At 47.5% G+C, this 18,046-nt stretch carries 17 protein-coding genes; 5 read left to right on the forward strand and 12 right to left on the reverse strand.

From position 1 onward, the window contains the following. Positions 1-33 precede the first annotated feature (33 nt). The 9 genes from lnrK to glvA all read right to left on the reverse strand — a co-directional run bounded on the left by lnrK (position 34) and on the right by glvA (position 10,857). Positions 34-696, reverse strand: a complete 663-nt coding sequence (gene lnrK, locus V756_RS0116910) for a two-component system response regulator LnrK (protein WP_024715703.1) — start codon at positions 694-696, stop codon at positions 34-36. Further along, positions 693-1,895, reverse strand: a complete 1,203-nt coding sequence (locus tag V756_RS0116915) for a sensor histidine kinase (protein WP_024715704.1) — start codon at positions 1,893-1,895, stop codon at positions 693-695. The genes lnrK and V756_RS0116915 overlap by 4 nt, the downstream gene beginning before the upstream one ends. 117 nt (positions 1,896-2,012) lie before the next feature. Continuing rightward, positions 2,013-2,870: a catechol 2,3-dioxygenase gene (gene catE / locus V756_RS0116920; RefSeq protein ID WP_024715705.1), complete on the reverse strand. Its 858-nt coding sequence runs from the start codon at positions 2,868-2,870 to the stop codon at positions 2,013-2,015. A gap of 17 nt (positions 2,871-2,887) precedes the next feature. After that, positions 2,888-3,292, reverse strand: coding sequence for a DoxX family oxidoreductase CatD (gene catD / locus V756_RS0116925; protein WP_024715706.1), 405 nt, complete (start codon positions 3,290-3,292; stop codon positions 2,888-2,890). Between the two features lie 154 nt (positions 3,293-3,446). Further along, the gene (locus tag V756_RS0116930; RefSeq protein ID WP_024715707.1) at positions 3,447-5,261 is read right to left on the reverse strand and encodes an ABC transporter ATP-binding protein; all 1,815 of its coding nucleotides are present in this window, start codon (positions 5,259-5,261) and stop codon (positions 3,447-3,449) included. Next, on the reverse strand, positions 5,255-6,976 hold the full coding sequence (locus tag V756_RS0116935) for an ABC transporter ATP-binding protein (RefSeq protein WP_024715708.1): 1,722 nt from the start codon (positions 6,974-6,976) through the stop codon (positions 5,255-5,257). The genes V756_RS0116930 and V756_RS0116935 overlap by 7 nt, the downstream gene beginning before the upstream one ends. A gap of 105 nt (positions 6,977-7,081) precedes the next feature. Next, on the reverse strand, positions 7,082-8,665 hold the full coding sequence (gene malP, locus V756_RS0116940; RefSeq protein ID WP_024715709.1) for a PTS maltose transporter subunit IIBC: 1,584 nt from the start codon (positions 8,663-8,665) through the stop codon (positions 7,082-7,084). A gap of 14 nt (positions 8,666-8,679) precedes the next feature. Further along, positions 8,680-9,444: a MurR/RpiR family transcriptional regulator GlvR gene (gene glvR / locus V756_RS0116945; protein ID WP_024715710.1), complete on the reverse strand. Its 765-nt coding sequence runs from the start codon at positions 9,442-9,444 to the stop codon at positions 8,680-8,682. Between the two features lie 63 nt (positions 9,445-9,507). Beyond that, positions 9,508-10,857: a maltose-6'-phosphate glucosidase gene (glvA, locus tag V756_RS0116950; protein WP_024715711.1), complete on the reverse strand. Its 1,350-nt coding sequence runs from the start codon at positions 10,855-10,857 to the stop codon at positions 9,508-9,510. Positions 10,858-11,193: 336 nt separating this feature from the next. On the opposite strand from glvA, the gene V756_RS0116955 reads away from it, so the two are divergent. The 5 genes from V756_RS0116955 to V756_RS0116975 are packed head-to-tail and all read left to right on the forward strand — an operon-like array spanning position 11,194 to position 14,457. Further along, entirely contained in the window at positions 11,194-11,508 is a 315-nt protein-coding gene (locus V756_RS0116955) for a WXG100 family type VII secretion target (RefSeq protein WP_024715712.1), read from the forward strand. A 5-nt stretch (positions 11,509-11,513) separates the two neighbouring features. Beyond that, positions 11,514-12,716, forward strand: coding sequence for a YfjB-related protein (locus tag V756_RS0116960; RefSeq protein ID WP_024715713.1), 1,203 nt, complete (start codon positions 11,514-11,516; stop codon positions 12,714-12,716). An 11-nt stretch (positions 12,717-12,727) separates the two neighbouring features. Further along, positions 12,728-13,495, forward strand: a complete 768-nt coding sequence (locus V756_RS0116965) for a YfjC family protein (RefSeq protein WP_024715714.1) — start codon at positions 12,728-12,730, stop codon at positions 13,493-13,495. A 23-nt stretch (positions 13,496-13,518) separates the two neighbouring features. Next, complete coding sequence (locus V756_RS0116970) at positions 13,519-14,076, forward strand: YfjD family protein (RefSeq protein WP_024715715.1); 558 nt, start codon at positions 13,519-13,521, stop codon at positions 14,074-14,076. Between the two features lie 54 nt (positions 14,077-14,130). Next, the gene (locus tag V756_RS0116975; protein WP_024715716.1) at positions 14,131-14,457 is read left to right on the forward strand and encodes a YnfA family protein; all 327 of its coding nucleotides are present in this window, start codon (positions 14,131-14,133) and stop codon (positions 14,455-14,457) included. 36 nt (positions 14,458-14,493) lie between these two features. Here V756_RS0116975 and V756_RS0116980 read toward each other — a convergent pair whose 3' ends face one another. From V756_RS0116980 to acoL, 3 genes are all read right to left on the reverse strand, one after another. Then, positions 14,494-14,673, reverse strand: coding sequence for a small acid-soluble spore protein H (locus tag V756_RS0116980; protein WP_024715717.1), 180 nt, complete (start codon positions 14,671-14,673; stop codon positions 14,494-14,496). A 52-nt stretch (positions 14,674-14,725) separates the two neighbouring features. Next, complete coding sequence (gene acoR, locus V756_RS0116985) at positions 14,726-16,543, reverse strand: acetoin dehydrogenase operon transcriptional activator AcoR (RefSeq protein WP_024715718.1); 1,818 nt, start codon at positions 16,541-16,543, stop codon at positions 14,726-14,728. A gap of 116 nt (positions 16,544-16,659) precedes the next feature. After that, a complete protein-coding gene (gene acoL / locus V756_RS0116990) occupies positions 16,660-18,036 on the reverse strand; it encodes an acetoin dehydrogenase complex dihydrolipoyl dehydrogenase (RefSeq protein WP_024715719.1) in 1,377 nt (458 codons plus the stop codon). Positions 18,037-18,046 lie beyond the last annotated feature (10 nt).

The raw sequence follows: 18,046 nt of genomic DNA on the forward strand, positions 1-18,046 counted from the left end.
TTTCAGAGAAACGCATATGCAAAACGTCATATGTCAAAAGACAGATACACCATATCTGACCGAATAGATGGCAGCTTGGGTTCTGTCCCTGACAGAAAGCTTGCTGATAATGTTCGACACGTGATTTTTCACTGTGCCTTCTGTAATGAACAGCTTTTCGGCAATTTCTTTGTTATTCCGCCCGTACCCCAGCTCAGCCAAAACTTCGATTTCACGCTCGGTCAAGTCGAGCAGCTCCTTCGGTTTTTCTATCTCGTTTATTCCTTTCAGCTGTTTTTCACGCTTCCACTCATTCAGCATTTGAGCAGTCAGGTCCGGAGGGAGCACCATTCCGCCAGCTTGAACCGTCATCACCGCTTTTACAATCGTATCGGCTGACATGTCCTTCAGCAGGTATCCGCTCGCTCCTTCTTCAAGCGCTTCTGCAATCAGCTCTGAATCCTTGAAGGTCGTCAGCATCAAAACCTTTACATCAGATAAAGAGTTTGTGATCAATTTTGTCCCTTCAACTCCGTTGGAGACCGGCATTCGGATGTCCATTAATACAATATCCGGATCAAGTTCTTTCGCTTTTTCGAAGGCTTCCTGCCCGTTTCGCGCTGTTGCGATCACATCAAGCTCTTCTCTAAGCTGAAGCAGTGATGCCAGTCCTTCTCTGACGATATCCTGATCGTCGGTAATGATGATCTTAATCATGATAAACTCTCCTTTTGCTGCGCAGGCCCGAAGCTCCATTTTTTATTAGCCAGTGAAAATTCAGCGATGACAGTAAACCCTTGATTCCGTTCACTTTCAAAGCGTATCATTCCGCCATGCTCCGCTGCCCGTTTTTTCATATTCAAGAGGCCAAATCCGAGTGCCGCCTCGGGATTTCCTTTTCCGTCATCCTTAATGACAAGGCTGATGCCGTCCGTTGTACAGGCAAGCCGGACCGAACAGGCGGTGGCGCCGCCGTGCCGTTTGGCATTGGTCAGTGCTTCCTGCACCGTTCTGACCAGAGTCGGATGAAGAGAAAGCGGGATCAGCGCAGGATCGCCGCTGACCGTAAATTCTGTTGTGACTCCTGCATTTTTGTAAAAGTCCTCTGTCAGCTGTTTTAGCGATTCGATGACCGAAGGATCGTTTTCCGTTTGCAGGGTCCGCACTGATAAGCGGACATCGTCAAGCGCTTCACGGGCAAGCGTTTCACATATTCCGACTGTCTCCTCCGCTTTTTGGCTGTCTCTTTTTTGCCATTCACGCAAAAGCTGCAGCTGGACGAGAAGGGCTGTCATTTTGTGCCCGACTGTATCATGGATGTCCCTTGCCATTCTGTTTCGCTCATGAATGGCTGTCAGCTCTTCAACCTGCTTCGCATATAAATGCAGCTCCTCATGTGCAGCAGACAGCGCCAGATGGGATTCCGTCAATTCCTGAAACTGCTGATTTGCTATATCCTGCGCCTCCAGCAGCTTGCGGACTAATTTGCCGACGACACCGCAGAAGACAACGAATGTCATGCTGGTCAAATGATCGATGACAAATTCATTGCCGAACATCATATATGTACGGATGAGGACGATCAAAAACAAAATCAGGCATAGACATAAGACAAACCAAGCAGTTCTCTTTTGAAATCCCCGCAGAAAAAAGGCGACTGCAACCGGACAGAGCATGATAATGAACAAGCCTGTGCCGGGAAAGATGAACCCAAACGAAAAGCCGACAGCGATATCAATCAGACAAAACCAGAAGGCATTTGTCTCTTTTGTCAGTAAAACATGATTGGCTGCATACACGGCAGCACCTGCTGCAATCCATGCATATTCAAACCAGTTATTCTCTTTCACAATGGACAAATACATTAAACAGCTCACCATCAAGGTGAACATTCTCGTAAAAAACAGAGCCTTCACGCTCAATCACTCCCGTTACCCAATTCCCTTCTTATCATACCTGCCTCAGGTCATTTTTGACAGAAGTTTCTGGAAAACAAAAATCCCTCTGCCGTTTTTTCGGCAAAGGGATTACAGTCAAATCATAAAGACAATATATACTCCTGACACAGGATCTTTCACCCGGAAGCTTTTTTCCGTTTCTTCGATTGAATATCCGGCACGTTTGACTCGGTCTGCCACTTGATCGAGTTCCTCTTGGTGAGGCAGGACAACCGTGTAATAGTCTAGTCCGCTGGCATTTGTCGGTTTAGGCGGCGCGTTTCTTCCCGCCCAAATGTTTAAGCCGATATGATGGTGGTAGCCTCCGGCTGAAACGAAAAGAGCGGACATGCCCGCATAGTTTCCGACAATGTCAAAGCCCAGCACATCTGTATAAAACGCTTTTGCTTCACTCAAATCACTGACATGGAGATGGATGTGTCCGATAATGGTATCGTTCGGAAGCGCTGCTTTCCGCTCATCTCCGGCCTCTTCAAGAAGACCCTCAATGTCAACAGCAGTTGTCGTCATCACATAGTTTCCTTCAGGATCACGCTGCCACGTGCTGCGGGGGCGGTCAGCGTACATTTCAATGCCGTTTCCATCAGGATCAGACAGATAGAGTGCTTCACTCACAGCATGATCCCCATGCCCAATCGCAATGCCGTGTTCAATCAGGCGGGCGAGCGTAATGCCAAGCTCCTTCCTGTTCGGAAGAAGAATCGCAAAGTGATAAAGACCCGTCACAGACCGTTCAGGCAAGACGACGGCGCTTGGATTTTCTTCAAGAATAAGCAGTGCGCGTTTCCCATCAGCCGTTAATTCAGCTTGGCGATCCGTCTTTTTTAAGACTTTGAAGCCGATGGCGTTACAGTAGAAACGAAGGGAACGCTCCAAATTGCGGATTGTGAGTTTGACATAGCCAATATTGGTATCCTCATGAATGCTGATCATGCTGTATGCCTCTTTTCTTATACTGATACGTTTTCGCTCTTTTTCGCCTTAAACACCAATGAGTCCAGGGCCAGGAATCGGCTTCCTGAAAGGGCCAGATGGATTGATGTCAAAAGCAGAAGGTAATCAAATTCTGCATTGCCCATGAAAGGCGCTTTCAGCTTGACTGTAATGATGGCTCCGATCAGCGTGAGGGCAAACAGAACACCCACAATACGAGTAGCCAAACCGAAGAAAACAAGCACTCCGCCAACGAGTTCAATCGCTGCGATAACATACGCCATAAAGCTTGGAAGGCCTATGCTGCCGAAAAATTGGATTGTGCCCTCCATCCCTTGAAACTTTGATAAACCGTGAACGAAAAAGATAATACCTGTAATAACTCTTAAAAGTAATGTGCCAACTTCAAATGATTTATTCATGTTATCCTCCTTGATAAATGTTATCACTTACTTAATGTAAGCTAGTATATATACATAACTTGTTTACGTCAAGTAATTTCATTACATTTTACGAAAATGAAATAAAAGTACTATAAACCTGTAACAAAAAAAGACCTCTGTGCAGGACAAAGGTCTATTTCTTAAATTGGCTTTCATATAAGTCACTGTAAAATCCTTTTTGCCGGATCAGCTCATCATGGCTGCCTTTTTCAATCATTTCGCCGTTTTTCAGCACTACAATCTGGTCCGCTCTTTGAATGGTGTTCAGCCTGTGGGCGATGATGACGCTTGTTCTTCCCTTCATTAAACGGGCGAGCGCCTCTTGAATGTTGACTTCTGTGACGGTATCAATGTTGCTTGTCGCTTCATCCAGAATGAGAAGAACCGGATCGGCAAGCACCGCCCTGGCTATGGAAATCAATTGTTTCTGTCCTTGGCTGATGCCTGATCCGTTTTGCGTCAGCACTGTGTCATATCCTTTTGGCAGCCTTTCGATAAAGCTGTGGGCGTTCGCTGTTTTTGCAGCGGCTTCGACTTCCTGATCAGAAGCATCAAGCCTGCCATAGCGGATATTTTCCTTGATCGTTCCCTGAAACAAGAACGAATCTTGAAGGACAAACCCCATGTTTTTCCTCAGGCTTGCTCTAGTGAGCGTTTTAATATCCGTTCCGTCAATCAAAATCGTTCCCTCATCAGGCTCGTAAAAACGGGCGAGAAGATTTGTGACGGTTGTTTTTCCCGCTCCCGTCGGCCCGACAAACGCGATAGACTGCCCGGCAGGCACGGTAAACTGTAAATGCTTCAGTGTCTGCTGCCCTTCATCGTAACCGAAGGACACATCGCGGAATTCAATGCTGCCTGTTTGGATCGGCTGATGCATGGCGTCTTTCTCATCCTCGCGCTCTTCTTTTTCATCAAGCACGTCAAACACCCGTTCAGCGCCGGCAATGGCGGACAGCATCGTATTAAACTGGTTCGCCAGATCGTTTAAAGGGCGTGTAAATTGTCTTGAATACTCTGCAAAGACGACGATGGAGCCGATCGAGAGCCAGCCTTTCAGCGCGAACAGACCTCCGATTGCGGCAATCAAGGTAAAGCTTAAGTTATTCAAAGAGTTCATGACTTTCGGGATAAACCCCGAAATCGTCTGAGCCCAGAAGCCCGACGTCTTGAGCGCAGCATTTTTTTCGAGAAATTCAGCTGTGATCTGCTTTTCACGCGAATAGGCTTTGATCACCTTTGCGCCGGAAACAGATTCCTCAATATATCCATTCAGCTCGCCAAGGTTTTTCTGCTGTTCTTTAAACAGCTTCCCCGTCCGGTTGGTGATCCATTTCAGGCTTACTGCCATCACCGGAATAATGGTCAGGGTAATCACTGTCAAGAGCGGGCTCATATACAGCATCACCGCAATCGTTCCGACAAAGGTGATGACGCTTGACAAAATTTGAATGACCGACGTATTTAAGGTCGAGCTGACATTTTCGATGTCATTCGTCACCCGGCTCATCAGCTCGCCGTGCCGCTGTTTATCAAAAAACGGAATCGGCAGCTCATGCAGATGGGTGAACAATTCGCTTCTCATTCTGAAGACCGTGCCCTGCGAGATTGTTATCATCCAATAGTTTTGAAACCATAGCGACAGGGATTGAATGATATAGATAGCGAGCAGAAGAAGCAAAACAGGAATCAGTCCGCTGACCGTTTTCCCCACAATAAAATGGTCGATGGCCTTTCCGATCACGAAGGGGCCGAGGAGCCCGAATATCGCGCTGATGACAACCATCAGCATGACAAGGATCAGCAGTCCTTTTCGTTCAGCCAAGTAAGACCAGATTCGCTTCAGTGTGCCGGTTGTGTCCTTTGCTTTTGCCCTTTTTTTCGCGCCTTCTTGATTGTCAATAGGCAGCTTGGGATATTGGAAAGGCTTGCGGATGTCTTTTAGCATGACTCGCCCCCCTCCCTTCCGAATTGCGACTCATAAATGCGCTTGTATAACTGTGATTCAGAAAGCAGCTCACTATGCGTGCCTTTTTCAATCAGTTCGCCATCGTCAAGCAGCAAAATTTGATCAGCTTTCATCGCCGTGGTCATTTTTTGCGTAATGATCAACGTTGTGCACTCATACGTGCTGATTGCCTCAAGCAGCTTCGCCTCCGTTTGCAGGTCCAGCGCGCTTGTGCTGTCATCCAAAAGAAGGATGGCAGGCTTTCGAATCAGTGCCCTCGCAATGGAAATCCGCTGCTTCTGGCCGCCGGACAGGTTGACGCCTCGTTGCCCCAGCACAGTGTCATAGCCATTTGGAAGCTTCCTAATGGTTTCATGAATTTGCGCATGTTTGGCTGCTTCTATTATTTCATCAAGTGAAGCATTTTCTTTGCCCCAAGCGATATTTTCTTTAATTGTGCCGGAAAACAGGAGCACTTCCTGCGGTACATACCCAATTTGCTTGCGAAGCCCTTCAGCCGGAAAATCATGAATCGGCTTTTCATCGATATAAATGCTTCCTGCATCAGGCTGATAAAGCCGCGGAATGAGCTGAAAGAGCGTGGACTTGCCTGATCCCGTCGCACCGAGAATCGCGATCGTTTCCCTTGGCTTGACGGAGAATGAGACATTCCGGAGTGTTTCTCTGTCCATTTCAGGATAGCTGAAGGAAACATGCTGAAACGCAATCCGGCCCGACAAACGGTCAGATATGACGCCTGCCTCCCGCTCATCGCCTTCCGTTTCAAGCACCTCGCCGATTCTATCGCCGGATGCCTTCGCCCGGGTGAAAATCATAATCAAAAACGGAAACATTGAAAGCGCGCCTGTCATTCGTGTTGCGTAGTTAATAATCGCGACAACATCACCGACCTGAGTGCTGCCGCTCGTGATACTGTAGGCCCCTGCCCACAAAATCAACAGGATGCAGAGGTTCATTAGCAGCATCAGCACAGGCATCGTAAATTCCACAAGCTGAAAGGCTGAAACGGTTTTTTCCATCAGCCTCGTGTTCGCTTTGATAAATCGTTTGACCTCGTGGCTGCCGCGGAGCAGCGCTTTGATCAGCTTGATCGCAGTTAAATTTTCCTGCATGACGGTATTCACCTGATCCAGCCGTTTCTGCACGGAGCGGAACAGCGCCCCGCCTTTCTTTAACACCCAAAGCAAAAACAAGATCAGGATCGGAATGGTCACAAGCAGAAAAAAGCCGAGCTTCACGTTAACAGCGAGCGACAGCACAATGCCGCCTGCAATCATTAACGGAGCCCGCAGCATAAACCGCAAACTCATAAAAATCATGTTTTGAACCTGTGTGACATCGTTTGTCAGCCTGGTGATATAAGAAGAGGACGAAAACTGTCCAAATGTAGAATAGGAGAAGGACTGGATTTTTTGGAAAAGGCCTTTTCTCGTATCATAAGAAAAACTTTGGCTGACATGTGCGGCATAAAAGGAATTCAGCATTCCCGCCGCAAAGGATAATACCGTCAGTCCGATCATGACCGCGCCCCACGTCCATACATGCCGCAGATCCTGCTTCAAAATCCCATCGTCGATGATTTTTGCGATTAATAAAGGCTGCATCAGTTCAACCGCAAGCTCCGTCAACATGAGAATCAGCGCAATTCCCGCCAGCAATGAGTATGGTTTTAAAAACGATAAAGCCTTTTGCATGTAAAAGCCCCCAAACTCCTTTTTACTCGATTATCTCTTTCTTTACTTTACTATGACGGTCTTTTTGACGGCAAACGAAAACCCTCCCAAAAAGGAGGGCTGGCTTTATTGATTCAATATTTTTTCGACACGCTCCCGCATCTGCGGAACGCTCAATCCGATAATCACTTGAAATGCTTTCCCGTTCCTGACAACGCCGTGTGCCCCAAGCGCGCGGAAGACGCTGTCGGGTTCAACCTTTGTTTCATCCTTGACGCTGACTCTGAGGCGGGTGGCGCAGTTTGTGACTTCGGTGATGTTGTCTTTTCCGCCCAGCGCTTCAATATACAAAAAAGCGGTGTCATCTGCCGTTTCAGCTGAGGAGGCTGTTTCATCCTTGTTTTTTCTTTCTCTGTATTCCTTTTTCGAATAGAGCTTTGTTTCCTGCTGTTCATCCTTTTCCCGTCCCGGTGTTGCGATGTTGAATTTGAGGATTAAAAATCGGAAGACGAAAAAATAAATAGCTGTAAAAGAAAGCCCGATTAAAATTTGATACACATACGTCATACCGTGGCTGCCGAAGAGCGGAATCCAGTTCAAGGTCATCAGCTCGATCAGACCGCCTCCCATATTACCAACGACACCGGCCATATACATGACCGTCGACATTGTGGCGGCAAGCACGGCGTGAACCGCAAATAAGAAAGGAGAAATAAATAAGAAAGTGAACTCAATCGGTTCTGTAATACCCGCGACAATCGCCGTCAGCGTGACAGGGATCAGCAGCCCTGCAACAAGTTTTTTCTTTTCCTTTCTAGCAGTGACATAAAACGCCAAAGCGATTCCCGGAATGCCGAAGATTTTCGAGTTGCCATGGAGCGCGAATCCGCCTTGCGGGAAGAGCTCCTTCAGCGGTTTGGCGCTTTGTGAATATTCGCCGAGATGCTGCGCCCAATACGTGACGATCCCGCCTTCCGCTACAGCGGGCCCATAAATAAACGGCGTGTAAATAAAATGATGAAGACCCGTCGGGATCAAAATCCGTTCCAAAAACGTGTAAATCCAAACGCCCACCGCTCCGGAAGCGACCAGGAAGCTTTGAAGAGAAGCGATTCCCGATTGAACCATCGGCCAAATGTAAGACACGGCGAGAGCGATCGGGATCATAATGAAAAAGGAAATCATCACGATATACGTTGAGCCTTGAAAGATGCCGAGAAAATCAGGCAGTTTTTTATCAAAATAACGGTTATGCAAAAAGACGACAATCGAAGAAATGAAGATTGCTCCAATAATGTTGGTATCAAGTGTTTTAATGCCCGCGATCATCGTTAATCCGCTCGTTCCGCCAACCTCCTGGTTCATGTCGACGCCAAATGCGCCTCCCCATACCGTCAAGATTGAGCTGACAAAGTAATTGAACGTCAAATATACAGTAAGCGCTTCCAAGCAAGCGCGCGCCTGAGCTTTCTTCGCCAAAGCAACCGGAATGCCGATGGCGAATAAGAGCGGCATTTGATTAAAAACTGTCCAGCCCCCCTGCTCAATGATATACCAGCACTGATACCAAAGCCCGTCGGGATCGGCGAGCGGGCCCATGAGGGTTTTATTTTTAAAGAGCGTGCTGACACCGACGATAATGCCGGCGAACGCGAACAATAGAACAGGCACAAACATAGCGCTGCCAAAGCGCTGAATTTTTTGCATCATACCAGAACCCCCTGCTACTCAATGTCATTTTTTTCTGCCTCTTTGTAATCAACATATGCGCGGAACAATGCTTCGCCAACGAGAAAAAACGGTGCAAAAGCGACAATTTCCGTTTTATCGCTTAATGTCACAGGTTTGCTTGTCGCATAAAGATTATGCGGAGTCAGCTGGGCAAGGACATTGTTTTTTAAATTCGTGATGGAAATAAAGGGAATCCCCTTTGCAGAAAGCATTCTTGCCTGAGGAATCAGCTCCGGTGTTTCTCCGGAAAGAGAAATGATGATAAACAGATCGTTTCCTTTAAAATCATCGCGCATCAAATGAAACTCATTTGTGTCTTCAATCAAAATGAGATATCGATGGCGCGGAATAAACATTCTTTGCAGGTCGCGGGCGCATATTTTTTGCGCATTTCCCGATCCGTACACGAAAATGCGGTCGGCTTCATCAATCAGCCGGCACATGTCCGTCATGTCCTTTGTCCTTAGGAACTTCAAATTTGCTTCCATATCATCAAGCAGCTTTTGAAAACTCATACTCTCGCCTTCTTCCGGCTGATCTTCCCACTTTAAAAAAACGCGAAATTCACTGTAGCCGCTGAAACCGAGCTTTTGGGCAAGCCGCAAAATCGAGGAACGCGATACGCTGCAAGCTTTGGCCAGCGCGTCGATTCCAAGGCGATAGCACGTGTGCTTATGATTCAATATATATTTTAAAATATGAAAATCGTTGTCATTTAATTTGCTGTAGTGCTGATTAATCAGTTCTTCGAGCTGCATATCAGGTCCCCCCATTTTCTTTCTATTATATACAATTACAGATTCGAAAATGGGGGAATTTAGTTATGAAATACGGGTTGGGCTCTGATCAAGCTCTGGCCAATAGTCTTTGTTGGCCTCTGCTAAATCCTCGAGAATGAGCCTTGCCACACGTGCGTTTGGTACTGTTTTTGACAGAATCAGCGCCTGCCACAGTTTTTGGAACGATTTCTCCGCCCACGCTTCAACAGTCAATTTCTCAACTGATACCTGCTGTTCCATCAGCCCTTTTTGGAATTGCGGAATGGTGCCGACGGTGATCGGCTCCGGCCCATTTGAGCCGACGATACACGGCACCTCGACCATCGCAGTCGGATCAAAGTTCGCAATCGCTCCGTTATTTTCAACAATCAAGAGCATTCTTTCACCTGTGTTGTAGGCAATCGCCCGGGCGAGATCCACGATATATGATGCATGATCATCAATTTTGATTTCGCTGTTTTCTGTGGACTGCTCGCGTGTGATCATGTCACATTGGCTGAAAATAAAGGCTTCGCGCCCTTCCATCACTTCGTTTGCCCGCGTATGATTCGGATTTGATTTTTTCACCATGTCATCCGGGAACAAGTAATATTGCAAATACGTATTCGGCAGTGTGTCAGGATCTGCGGCCTGCACGTCACGCGCTTTAGCGAACGTATCATTCCAGCTCGCCTCCACAGCTTCAGCCTCCGTCTTCGGAATGTACCCATATTGAGATACATGTTCCCTCAGCTTCGGCATTAAATCGTTGCCCTCTTGATCCAGAATCGACGTCCACCAGCCGAAATGATTTAATCCGTAATAGCGGACCTTCATTTCTTTTCTTGAGGATAGGCCGAGAATTTGCGCCATTCGGTCTTCAATTCCAACCGGCATATCACAGATATTAAGAATTTTCGAATCCGGTCTAAGGCGTCTCGTAGCTTCCGCTACAATCGCCGCCGGATTGGAGTAATTAAGCATCCACGCATCTGGCGAGTATTTTTCCATGTAATCTAATATTTCAAGCACGCCGCCGATTGAACGCATGCCGTATGCGATACCGCCCGGTCCGCACGTCTCCTGGCCGACAACTCCATACTTCAGCGGAATTTGCTCATCAAGCGCACGCATCGCGTATTTCCCTACCCTGATATGCGCCATAACAAAATCAACATCTGTAAAAGCTTCTTCTGGGTCAGTCGTCGCTGTAAATTCAATATCCGGCGCTTTTTCTCTAATGAAAACGTCACAGGCGCCTGCTATGCGATCCTGTCTCTCCTTATCATTGTCATACAGCTTCAGCTTTCTGATCGGAAACTCCTCCAAATGATCCAAGAGCATCAAAACGATTCCCGGAGTGAACGTGCTCCCTCCGCCCGCTATTACGATTGAGAATGATTTTTTCTTCATACTGACGACCTCCTTGATAACGTTTACAATTCTATTTATACCATGAGAGAGCCCGTCCCGTAACACGTTTGGCGCACTTAGGTCATTTGATCAATTTTAGTGTTTTTTCCCATACAGCGGGAAATTTCTCATTCGCCTTATGCCAGAGAGATTTGTTTTTTTTACCTTTTTTGTAATCTTAAAGTCTCAACAACTGTGAATTTTGAGTGAATATACACCCTTCCAGTTCTTATGAAAAGGTTCTTTTGTACGATTCGGATACATGCCGAATTATTTATAATCATTTATATAAAACATCCAATTGTGCGTGAATTTAGAAAAGGCAGGGGACAAAAGTTGGACTCATATAAAGTCATTGCGCTGGCAAACAAGTACAGTGCGGCCGCGGAACAGGTCAGAAGCTCTAAAATGCTGCTTGAATCCCGATTATCCGCATTGGGGGATGCTTGGCAGGGAAAAGCAAGAGATTCGTTCGACCAGGATTTTGAGGAAACAAAAGCCGCCTACGATCAATTCGAACAGGAGCTGCTTGAAACTAGCCAAGAACTGAAGACAGCCGCCGTCAAAATAGAAGAACGAAAAGCTGAAATTGCGAGAATGGAAGAACTGGAACGTAAATCCAGAGAGGAAAGACATAAACTCGGGAGGTGAACGGAGTGTCAGGAAACATTGCAGTTGATCCGGATAAGCTCGAACAGCTGGCAAATGATGTTGTCACTGAATTAACTGATATGGAAAACAAATATAAGGACCTGCATGCGGAGCTGGGACAGATGATTTTGCAATGCGATCCCCGCTACAGCAGCTGTTTCTCCGGAGTCGGCGATGCTTGGAGCTCAGGAAAAGCGCTCGTCACCAAGCTGAGTGACAATGAAATATTCATCAGAAAAACGGGCGATCAATTTGTGGAACAAGATGATATTTTGCGAAAGCTCTACAATGCCTACGACAAATACGGAACGATGACAAGCTTAACTGCCCTTATGCTGACGCAAGGAAAATACTACGGATTAGGGCTGACGAAGTTTGAGAAACAGACAAGCGGATTACATAACGCCCGGCACTCAAAACTGCTATTGGATATTTCCAGAGCTGTTGACAGCTCACGTTATCAAAAAGTAGCCAGAGTGCTTTTGAACCCTAAATACTTGTTTAAAAAGACAAACCGCCCATTTTCGGATTTGGTCCATAAAAAGTTTACGAAGTACTTCCCTCAGGATACGGTGGATTTTTCAAACAGCGTCAGGAGCTACACAAAAGGAATTCTGAATGAAGCCGGCGTACGCTCAACCTTAAAAGATGTCGGAAAAACGGGATTGAAATTCGCAAAAGGAAATGCCATTACCGCCACACTGATTACTGGTGCGACCGAAACGTTCGGAGCAGGCTTGAAAATAGCTGAAAATTACGCAAAATACGAAGACAAACCGGAAGTTCTCAAGCGTGAAAACGCCAAGGCCGTCGGAAATGCGGTGAATAATACGATTTTCATCGCAGGAGGAGCAACGGCAGGCGCTGTCGTCGGCGGTGCCCTTGGAAGTGTGTTAGGCCCTGTTGGCACAGTTGTCGGTGGCACAATCGGCTCAGCCGTAGGAGGTTTGGTTGGAGAAAAAATCGCAAAATTCACCTCAGGATTTGCTGAAAAAGCAGCTGTAAAGCTGAAGGAGCCGATTCACGCTGTCGTTGACACTGCCAAGAAAGGACTGGAATCAGCAGGAAAAGTCGTCAAATCAGTAAATGATGGGATAGATGCGGCGAATCAAACCATACATAAAGGAATGGAAACAGCAAAGAAAACAGCGGATTCGCTCATACACGGCGCAACCCATTTCCTTAAAGGGAAATTTTCATTCGGATAGGAGAATAATCAATGAAGCAGTTTACAATTAGCATAGAAGAGCTTTTATTTTGTTTTTACAGCGAAGGGTTTTTTGAACAGGGGATGGCCTTGAAGCAGGCCTATTTTCCAGAGATAGAAGATGAACAGCTCGGCGCTTTGTTTGAAGCGGCGTGCCGCTCACTCTTAGCCAAGGATGCCGCGGAGTTTCGGAATCATCAATATCGGCTGAAGGACGAGTACTGCCCGTTTATCCATGTATTGAACGACGCTGACTATACAGTAAAGCTCTCTAAATTTGACGAGCAAGACGCCGAACTGAATGTGTCCTGTCATGTATCAAAATTCGGCACCTACTCTCACGAACTCCTTTTTGACGAGCAAGTCCACCGCGTTACAAAATTAGAATCGGCTGAAGGACTGCTTATGAAGACAGATGAATTTTTACATATCGCAGAGACGGAGAACAACAGTGATTTGCTTCTAAGACTGACCTCAAATGAATTTGAGAAGCTCTTGGAGGGCGCTTCAGACACCCCCTCATCCCTAAAGGCATTCCTTGAAAAGCATGACCATCAAGAGGATGTTACCCGATTTGTAAATGATCTTGCTTTGCGAAAAGGGAAAATGGATACCCTGATGCGCCTTGTTTATGACAAAGACAACTCGCCGGAAGTGGCTGACATGGCTTTAGTCTTACCTGGCAGCCGTCATACTTGGCTGGTAACAGGCATTACTCAAAATGAATTTTCTATTGTACCAGCAAATAAAGATGTGATAAAAGGTATACTTTTTTGCTAAAGAGCGATAAAGGAGAATAGCAATTGAAAAACAATGAAGTCATTCAGGTCAAAAGCAGAATGTTTTTTAGAATATGGCTGTTCCTCGCCACAGGGGGCGCCTTTATTGCAGGGGTGTGGCTTGTGTCTGAAGCTCTTACATTTCAATCTAAGTATGCCCTGCTGTATTTGGGCGTCGGTTTAATGGCGATTGTTTATGGGCTGATCACACTTTTTATGGCTTTTCCAGCGTTCACAAGCCGGGGCAATGTTATTTTCAGCGTAAAAACAGGGCCAGATGGCGAAATCTTCTCGAGAAAGCGCAGCGTGCGTTTTCCTGAGATCAAACGGATGTATATGGGACGGCATCGTTACAGTCTAAAGGGGATCTTTTTTGAGGATATTATCATCGAAAAAATAGACGGCAAGGTCGTTCGCCTCCCAACCTGGAACATTATCGCACATCCGTTGTTTTTTGAAGCCGTTGAACGCTATATCCTCCCTCATCTGAATGAAGAGGCAAAAAGCAATTGGGTCAGCCAGTTTACAGAGGTTCAGCGAAACGCGTATTTGAAGGAATTTGAGAATAACCCGAAGCTTTAACAGCTCGCCTCCTTTATAATTAAAAAGGAAAAAGCAACCTGAGGAGTGCGAGTCATGCTGATTACGATTCTTTTATTTCTCGCGGCGGGACTTGCCGAAATTGGCGGCGGGTATTTGGTTTGGCTGTGGCTGAGAGAGGCAAAGCCAGTCGGCTATGGAATTGCCGGGGCACTGATCCTGGTTGTCTACGGCATTCTTCCGACGTTTCAGTCCTTCCCTTCCTTTGGCCGTGTATACGCCGCTTATGGCGGAGTATTCATCGTGCTGGCGGTTCTGTGGGGATGGCTTGTTGACCGAAAAACACCAGATCTGTATGACTGGGTCGGTGCATTCATTTGCCTCATTGGCGTCTGTGTCATCCTATTTGCGCCGCGCGGATAACAAAAATGGCCTGCTTATGAAGCGGGCCATTTTTGTTTAATCCTCTTTTAAGCTGGTCAGCTGCACTTCATGCTCCTGCTGCGGTTCGTCGAGCGGATATATTCTCGCTGTTCCGTTCTCTTCATTCACGTGCTGAATGTAAATAGGAACTCCGTTGTATGTTACTTTTTTAATGTCGGGGGATTCTACAATTTCTTTCGCCCTTTGAATATTCATGCTAACACCCTCCTTCATACATAACGTTTCCATTTCCTGAAGGAAGTATGCTTTATGATTCAGCGGTCAAGTTGAATTTTTTCAGGCGTTTGTAGAAAGTGCTTCTCGGTATCCCGCTGATTTTGGCGGCTTGAGAAACGTTTCCTTTTGCGGATTCAAGCGCTTTGATCATCATATCTTTTTGGATTTGCTCACGAAGAGCCAGCGCGCCGGCAGCAGCCGGCTTTTTTTCTGCCGGGCTGAACGGCAGTCCTGAAGCTTCCAGTAAAGCGGGAAGCGGCTCATCCCTCATCCGGCCGTCCGGATATCTGATGGAAAGACGCTCAAACACATTGAACAGCTCGCGAATATTCCCCGGCCACCTCCACTCTTTCAGCACATCCAAAAAATCGAGGGGAAGCTCGCCAGGCCAATGATTTTTCTGTTTGTAGTACTGAAAAAGATCAGAAATATCCTCGGGGCGCTCACGTAAAGGGGGAAGCTCAATCGGATAAACATGAAGGCGATAAAACAGATCTTCTCTGATTTTTCCGCTTTCGGCAAGCTCGCGCAAATCACAATGGGTGGCGGCAATGACTCTGATATCAACCGGAATTTCATTCGTCCCGCCGACCGGTGTGATTTGGCGTTCCTGAAGCACCCGCAAAAGCGCAACCTGCATCGAGTGGGAAATTTCTCCGATCTCATCTAAAAATAAAGTGCCCCGATTCGCTTTTTGAAAGGCGCCTTTATAGCCGTTTCGTTTTGCTCCCGTAAAAGCGCCCTCCGCATAGCCAAACAGCTCGCTTTCAATCAAGTCAGACGGTATCGCTCCGCAATTGACAGCAACAAACGGGCCATGCCGACGCTCGCTGTTCTCATGAAGCGCGCGGGCCGCGACTTCCTTCCCCGTACCGGTTTCCCCCGACAGGCAGACTGTTGCATCCGCCGCCGCAGCCCGTTCAAGGTTCTTCAGCATTGCTTGCGATCGTCCGCTTCGCCCGATGACTCCATTGAATCGAAACGCCGTCTTTTTCTTTTGCTCCGAGAGATAAAAACAAGTGCCGCCATCTCCTATGGTGACGGCTTTTTCGATTGAGAAGCCCCTTTCCTTCAGCTCATACAGGTGCCGGCCCTGCCAATCCGGTATTGAGGTTCGAATCGGTACGCTTGCGCTGATGATGTGCTGTTTGGTATTGCAGAGCACCATCGGCACATGGGATGCAGCCCTCTCTCCAAAACGTCCGATCAGCTCAAGCTCTTTCTCACGGCTTTTCGATGCCAGTTCCCGTTCCGCGGCATAGGCGATCGCTGTGGCAATACCGAGCATATGAGGATGCGCGCCTGCTCCCGGACACGATATATCAATCAAACCTGCAAGGCTGCCATCCTCATGGTGAATCGGTGCGGCTGAACAGTTCCAGTGATGGGATGCGACGGAGTAATGTTCTGACCCTTGTATGGCAACCGGCTCACTAATATGGAGCGCCGTGCCGATCGCATTTGTTCCAACAGCCGTTTCCGTCCAGCATGCGCCTTCGACAAAGTTGATGCGTTTGGCTTCATAAAGCGCGCGAGGATGGCCGTCCAATGCCAAAACAACGCCGTCTGAATCAATTAACAGTGCCACCATTTCCATTTCTTTTATGGCGGGCAGCAGTTTGTCAAGGTAAGGCTGTGCGGTCGTCAGGAAGAATGAATGCTTTTTCGACTGGTGATCCAGCTCGGTTTGCTGTAAAACCTTCGGGCCTTTTTCTAAATAAGGATTGACCTCAGCTTTTTTGCAGCGATGCCATGACTCGGCGATCCGTTTTCTTAATCGGGCTTCGTCAAGCACACCGTCTTTCACAAAACGTTTCCAGGTTTGCAAATCGTTTGGGATCGAATTCATTTCCTTGATCGCTCCTCCCTTACACGCCGTTTCCATCTATTGTAGGGGAAAAATAAAGCGCTTTCAACAATAAAAAAGCAGACGCTTTGTATTCTCTGCGTCTGCTTTTTCCCGCGTTATGCGTGCACTGCAAGCCCGATCGTACTTAACAGCGCCTCGTGCAATGTTTCAGACAGTGTCGGATGGGCGGCGATAAAATGCTCCGCCATATCAGCGGTCATCTCACCATTCATGATCGCAGCCGCCTGGCCGATAAGTTCGGTCACATCAGGGCCAATCATCGAGACACCGACGATTTCGCCGAATTCCGGCTCCGCCACGATTTTGACCTTACCTTCCGCTTGCTGTTTAATAAGCGCCTTGCCGTTTGCGGAAAAAGGAAATTCGCCAATCTTCACATCCCCGTATACGGTTCTTGCCTGTTGTTCTGTCATTCCGATACACGCGATTTCCGGTGATGTATAGATGCAGCGCGGCACATGTTTCTCATTGATTTTGACATCCCTTCCGGAAGCATGTGATGCGGCAACGATGCCTTCATGGAAAGCCGCATGCGCCAGCTGAATGCCTCCGATTGCGTCTCCGCACGCATAAATGTGAGCCCTATTGGTTTGCATGTGTTCGTTCACAGGAATGCCTTTTGGAGAAAAATCAACGCCGGCCTGTTCCAGCTGCAAGCCGTCAAGACGGGGTTTTCTGCCGATCGACACCAGTACATAATCGGCCGTCGTTTTAAACTCTCGCTGCCCGCTTTTCCATATTGCCGTTTTGGCCGTTTGATCCACCCGCTCTAACCGGGATGAGGTATGCACTTCCACACCGTCTTCCTCGAGCTTCTCTTGAAAGAGCCGGGCAATATCTTCATCTTCAGACGGGATCAGCTGGCCGGCTGTTTCGATGATAGTTACCTTCGATCCCAGTCTGGCAAACAGCCCGGCATATTCACAGCCGATGACACCGCCGCCGACAATGACAAGCGAAGACGGAATCTCAGAAAGGGAAAGCGCGTCCTTGCTGTCGATGATCCATTCGCCATCAAACGGGGCGAATGGCAGCTCGATCGGCTCTGATCCGGATGCAATTAATATTTGGTCCGCCTCTCTGATTTCTTTTCCGTTCTCTCCTTCAATCAGGAGCTTTTTGTCAGAAAGAAAGGAGGCCGTCCCCTTCACAACCTGTATTTGGTTTTTCTTCATTAGGTACTGAACGCCTTGGACGAGCTGGCTGACAACCTGTTGTTTGCGGGTCTGCATTTTGTTCCAATCAACCGATATCGCACCTGCCGGAAGTTCGATTCCAAAGCGGTCAGCATGCTTGATTTTATCAAGAACGTTTGCGCTTTCTAACAAAGACTTCGTCGGGATGCAGCCTTCATTGAGGCAGGTGCCCCCAAGGCGGGCTTTGTCAATCAGCAGCACGTTCCTGCCCTGCTGTGCCGCGGAGACTGCAGCCGCATAGCCTGCAGGTCCGCCGCCGATAATGGCTAGTGTCATGTCGTTTTCA

The sequence above is a fragment of the Bacillus tequilensis KCTC 13622 genome, from assembly GCF_000507145.1.
GTDB classification, from domain to species: domain Bacteria; phylum Bacillota; class Bacilli; order Bacillales; family Bacillaceae; genus Bacillus; species Bacillus tequilensis.

Bases quoted from the DNA above. Each gene is read 5' to 3' on its own strand.
- V756_RS0116980 (WP_024715717.1), bottom strand. From the start codon at position 14,673: ATGAATATTCAAAGGGCGAAAGAAATTGTAGAATCCCCCGACATTAAA.
- glvR (WP_024715710.1), bottom strand. From the start codon at position 9,444: ATGCAGCTCGAAGAACTGATTAATCAGCACTACAGCAAATTAAATGAC.
- V756_RS0116935 (WP_024715708.1), bottom strand. From the start codon at position 6,976: ATGCAAAAGGCTTTATCGTTTTTAAAACCATACTCATTGCTGGCGGGA.
- acoR (WP_024715718.1), bottom strand. From the start codon at position 16,543: ATGAATTCGATCCCAAACGATTTGCAAACCTGGAAACGTTTTGTGAAA.
- V756_RS0116965 (WP_024715714.1), top strand. From the start codon at position 12,728: ATGAAGCAGTTTACAATTAGCATAGAAGAGCTTTTATTTTGTTTTTAC.
- lnrK (WP_024715703.1), bottom strand. From the start codon at position 696: ATGATTAAGATCATCATTACCGACGATCAGGATATCGTCAGAGAAGGA.
- catD (WP_024715706.1), bottom strand. From the start codon at position 3,292: ATGAATAAATCATTTGAAGTTGGCACATTACTTTTAAGAGTTATTACA.
- V756_RS0116930 (WP_024715707.1), bottom strand. From the start codon at position 5,261: ATGCTAAAAGACATCCGCAAGCCTTTCCAATATCCCAAGCTGCCTATT.
- acoL (WP_024715719.1), bottom strand. From the start codon at position 18,036: ATGACACTAGCCATTATCGGCGGCGGACCTGCAGGCTATGCGGCTGCA.
- malP (WP_024715709.1), bottom strand. From the start codon at position 8,665: ATGATGCAAAAAATTCAGCGCTTTGGCAGCGCTATGTTTGTGCCTGTT.
- V756_RS0116975 (WP_024715716.1), top strand. From the start codon at position 14,131: ATGCTGATTACGATTCTTTTATTTCTCGCGGCGGGACTTGCCGAAATT.
- glvA (WP_024715711.1), bottom strand. From the start codon at position 10,857: ATGAAGAAAAAATCATTCTCAATCGTAATAGCGGGCGGAGGGAGCACG.
- catE (WP_024715705.1), bottom strand. From the start codon at position 2,870: ATGATCAGCATTCATGAGGATACCAATATTGGCTATGTCAAACTCACA.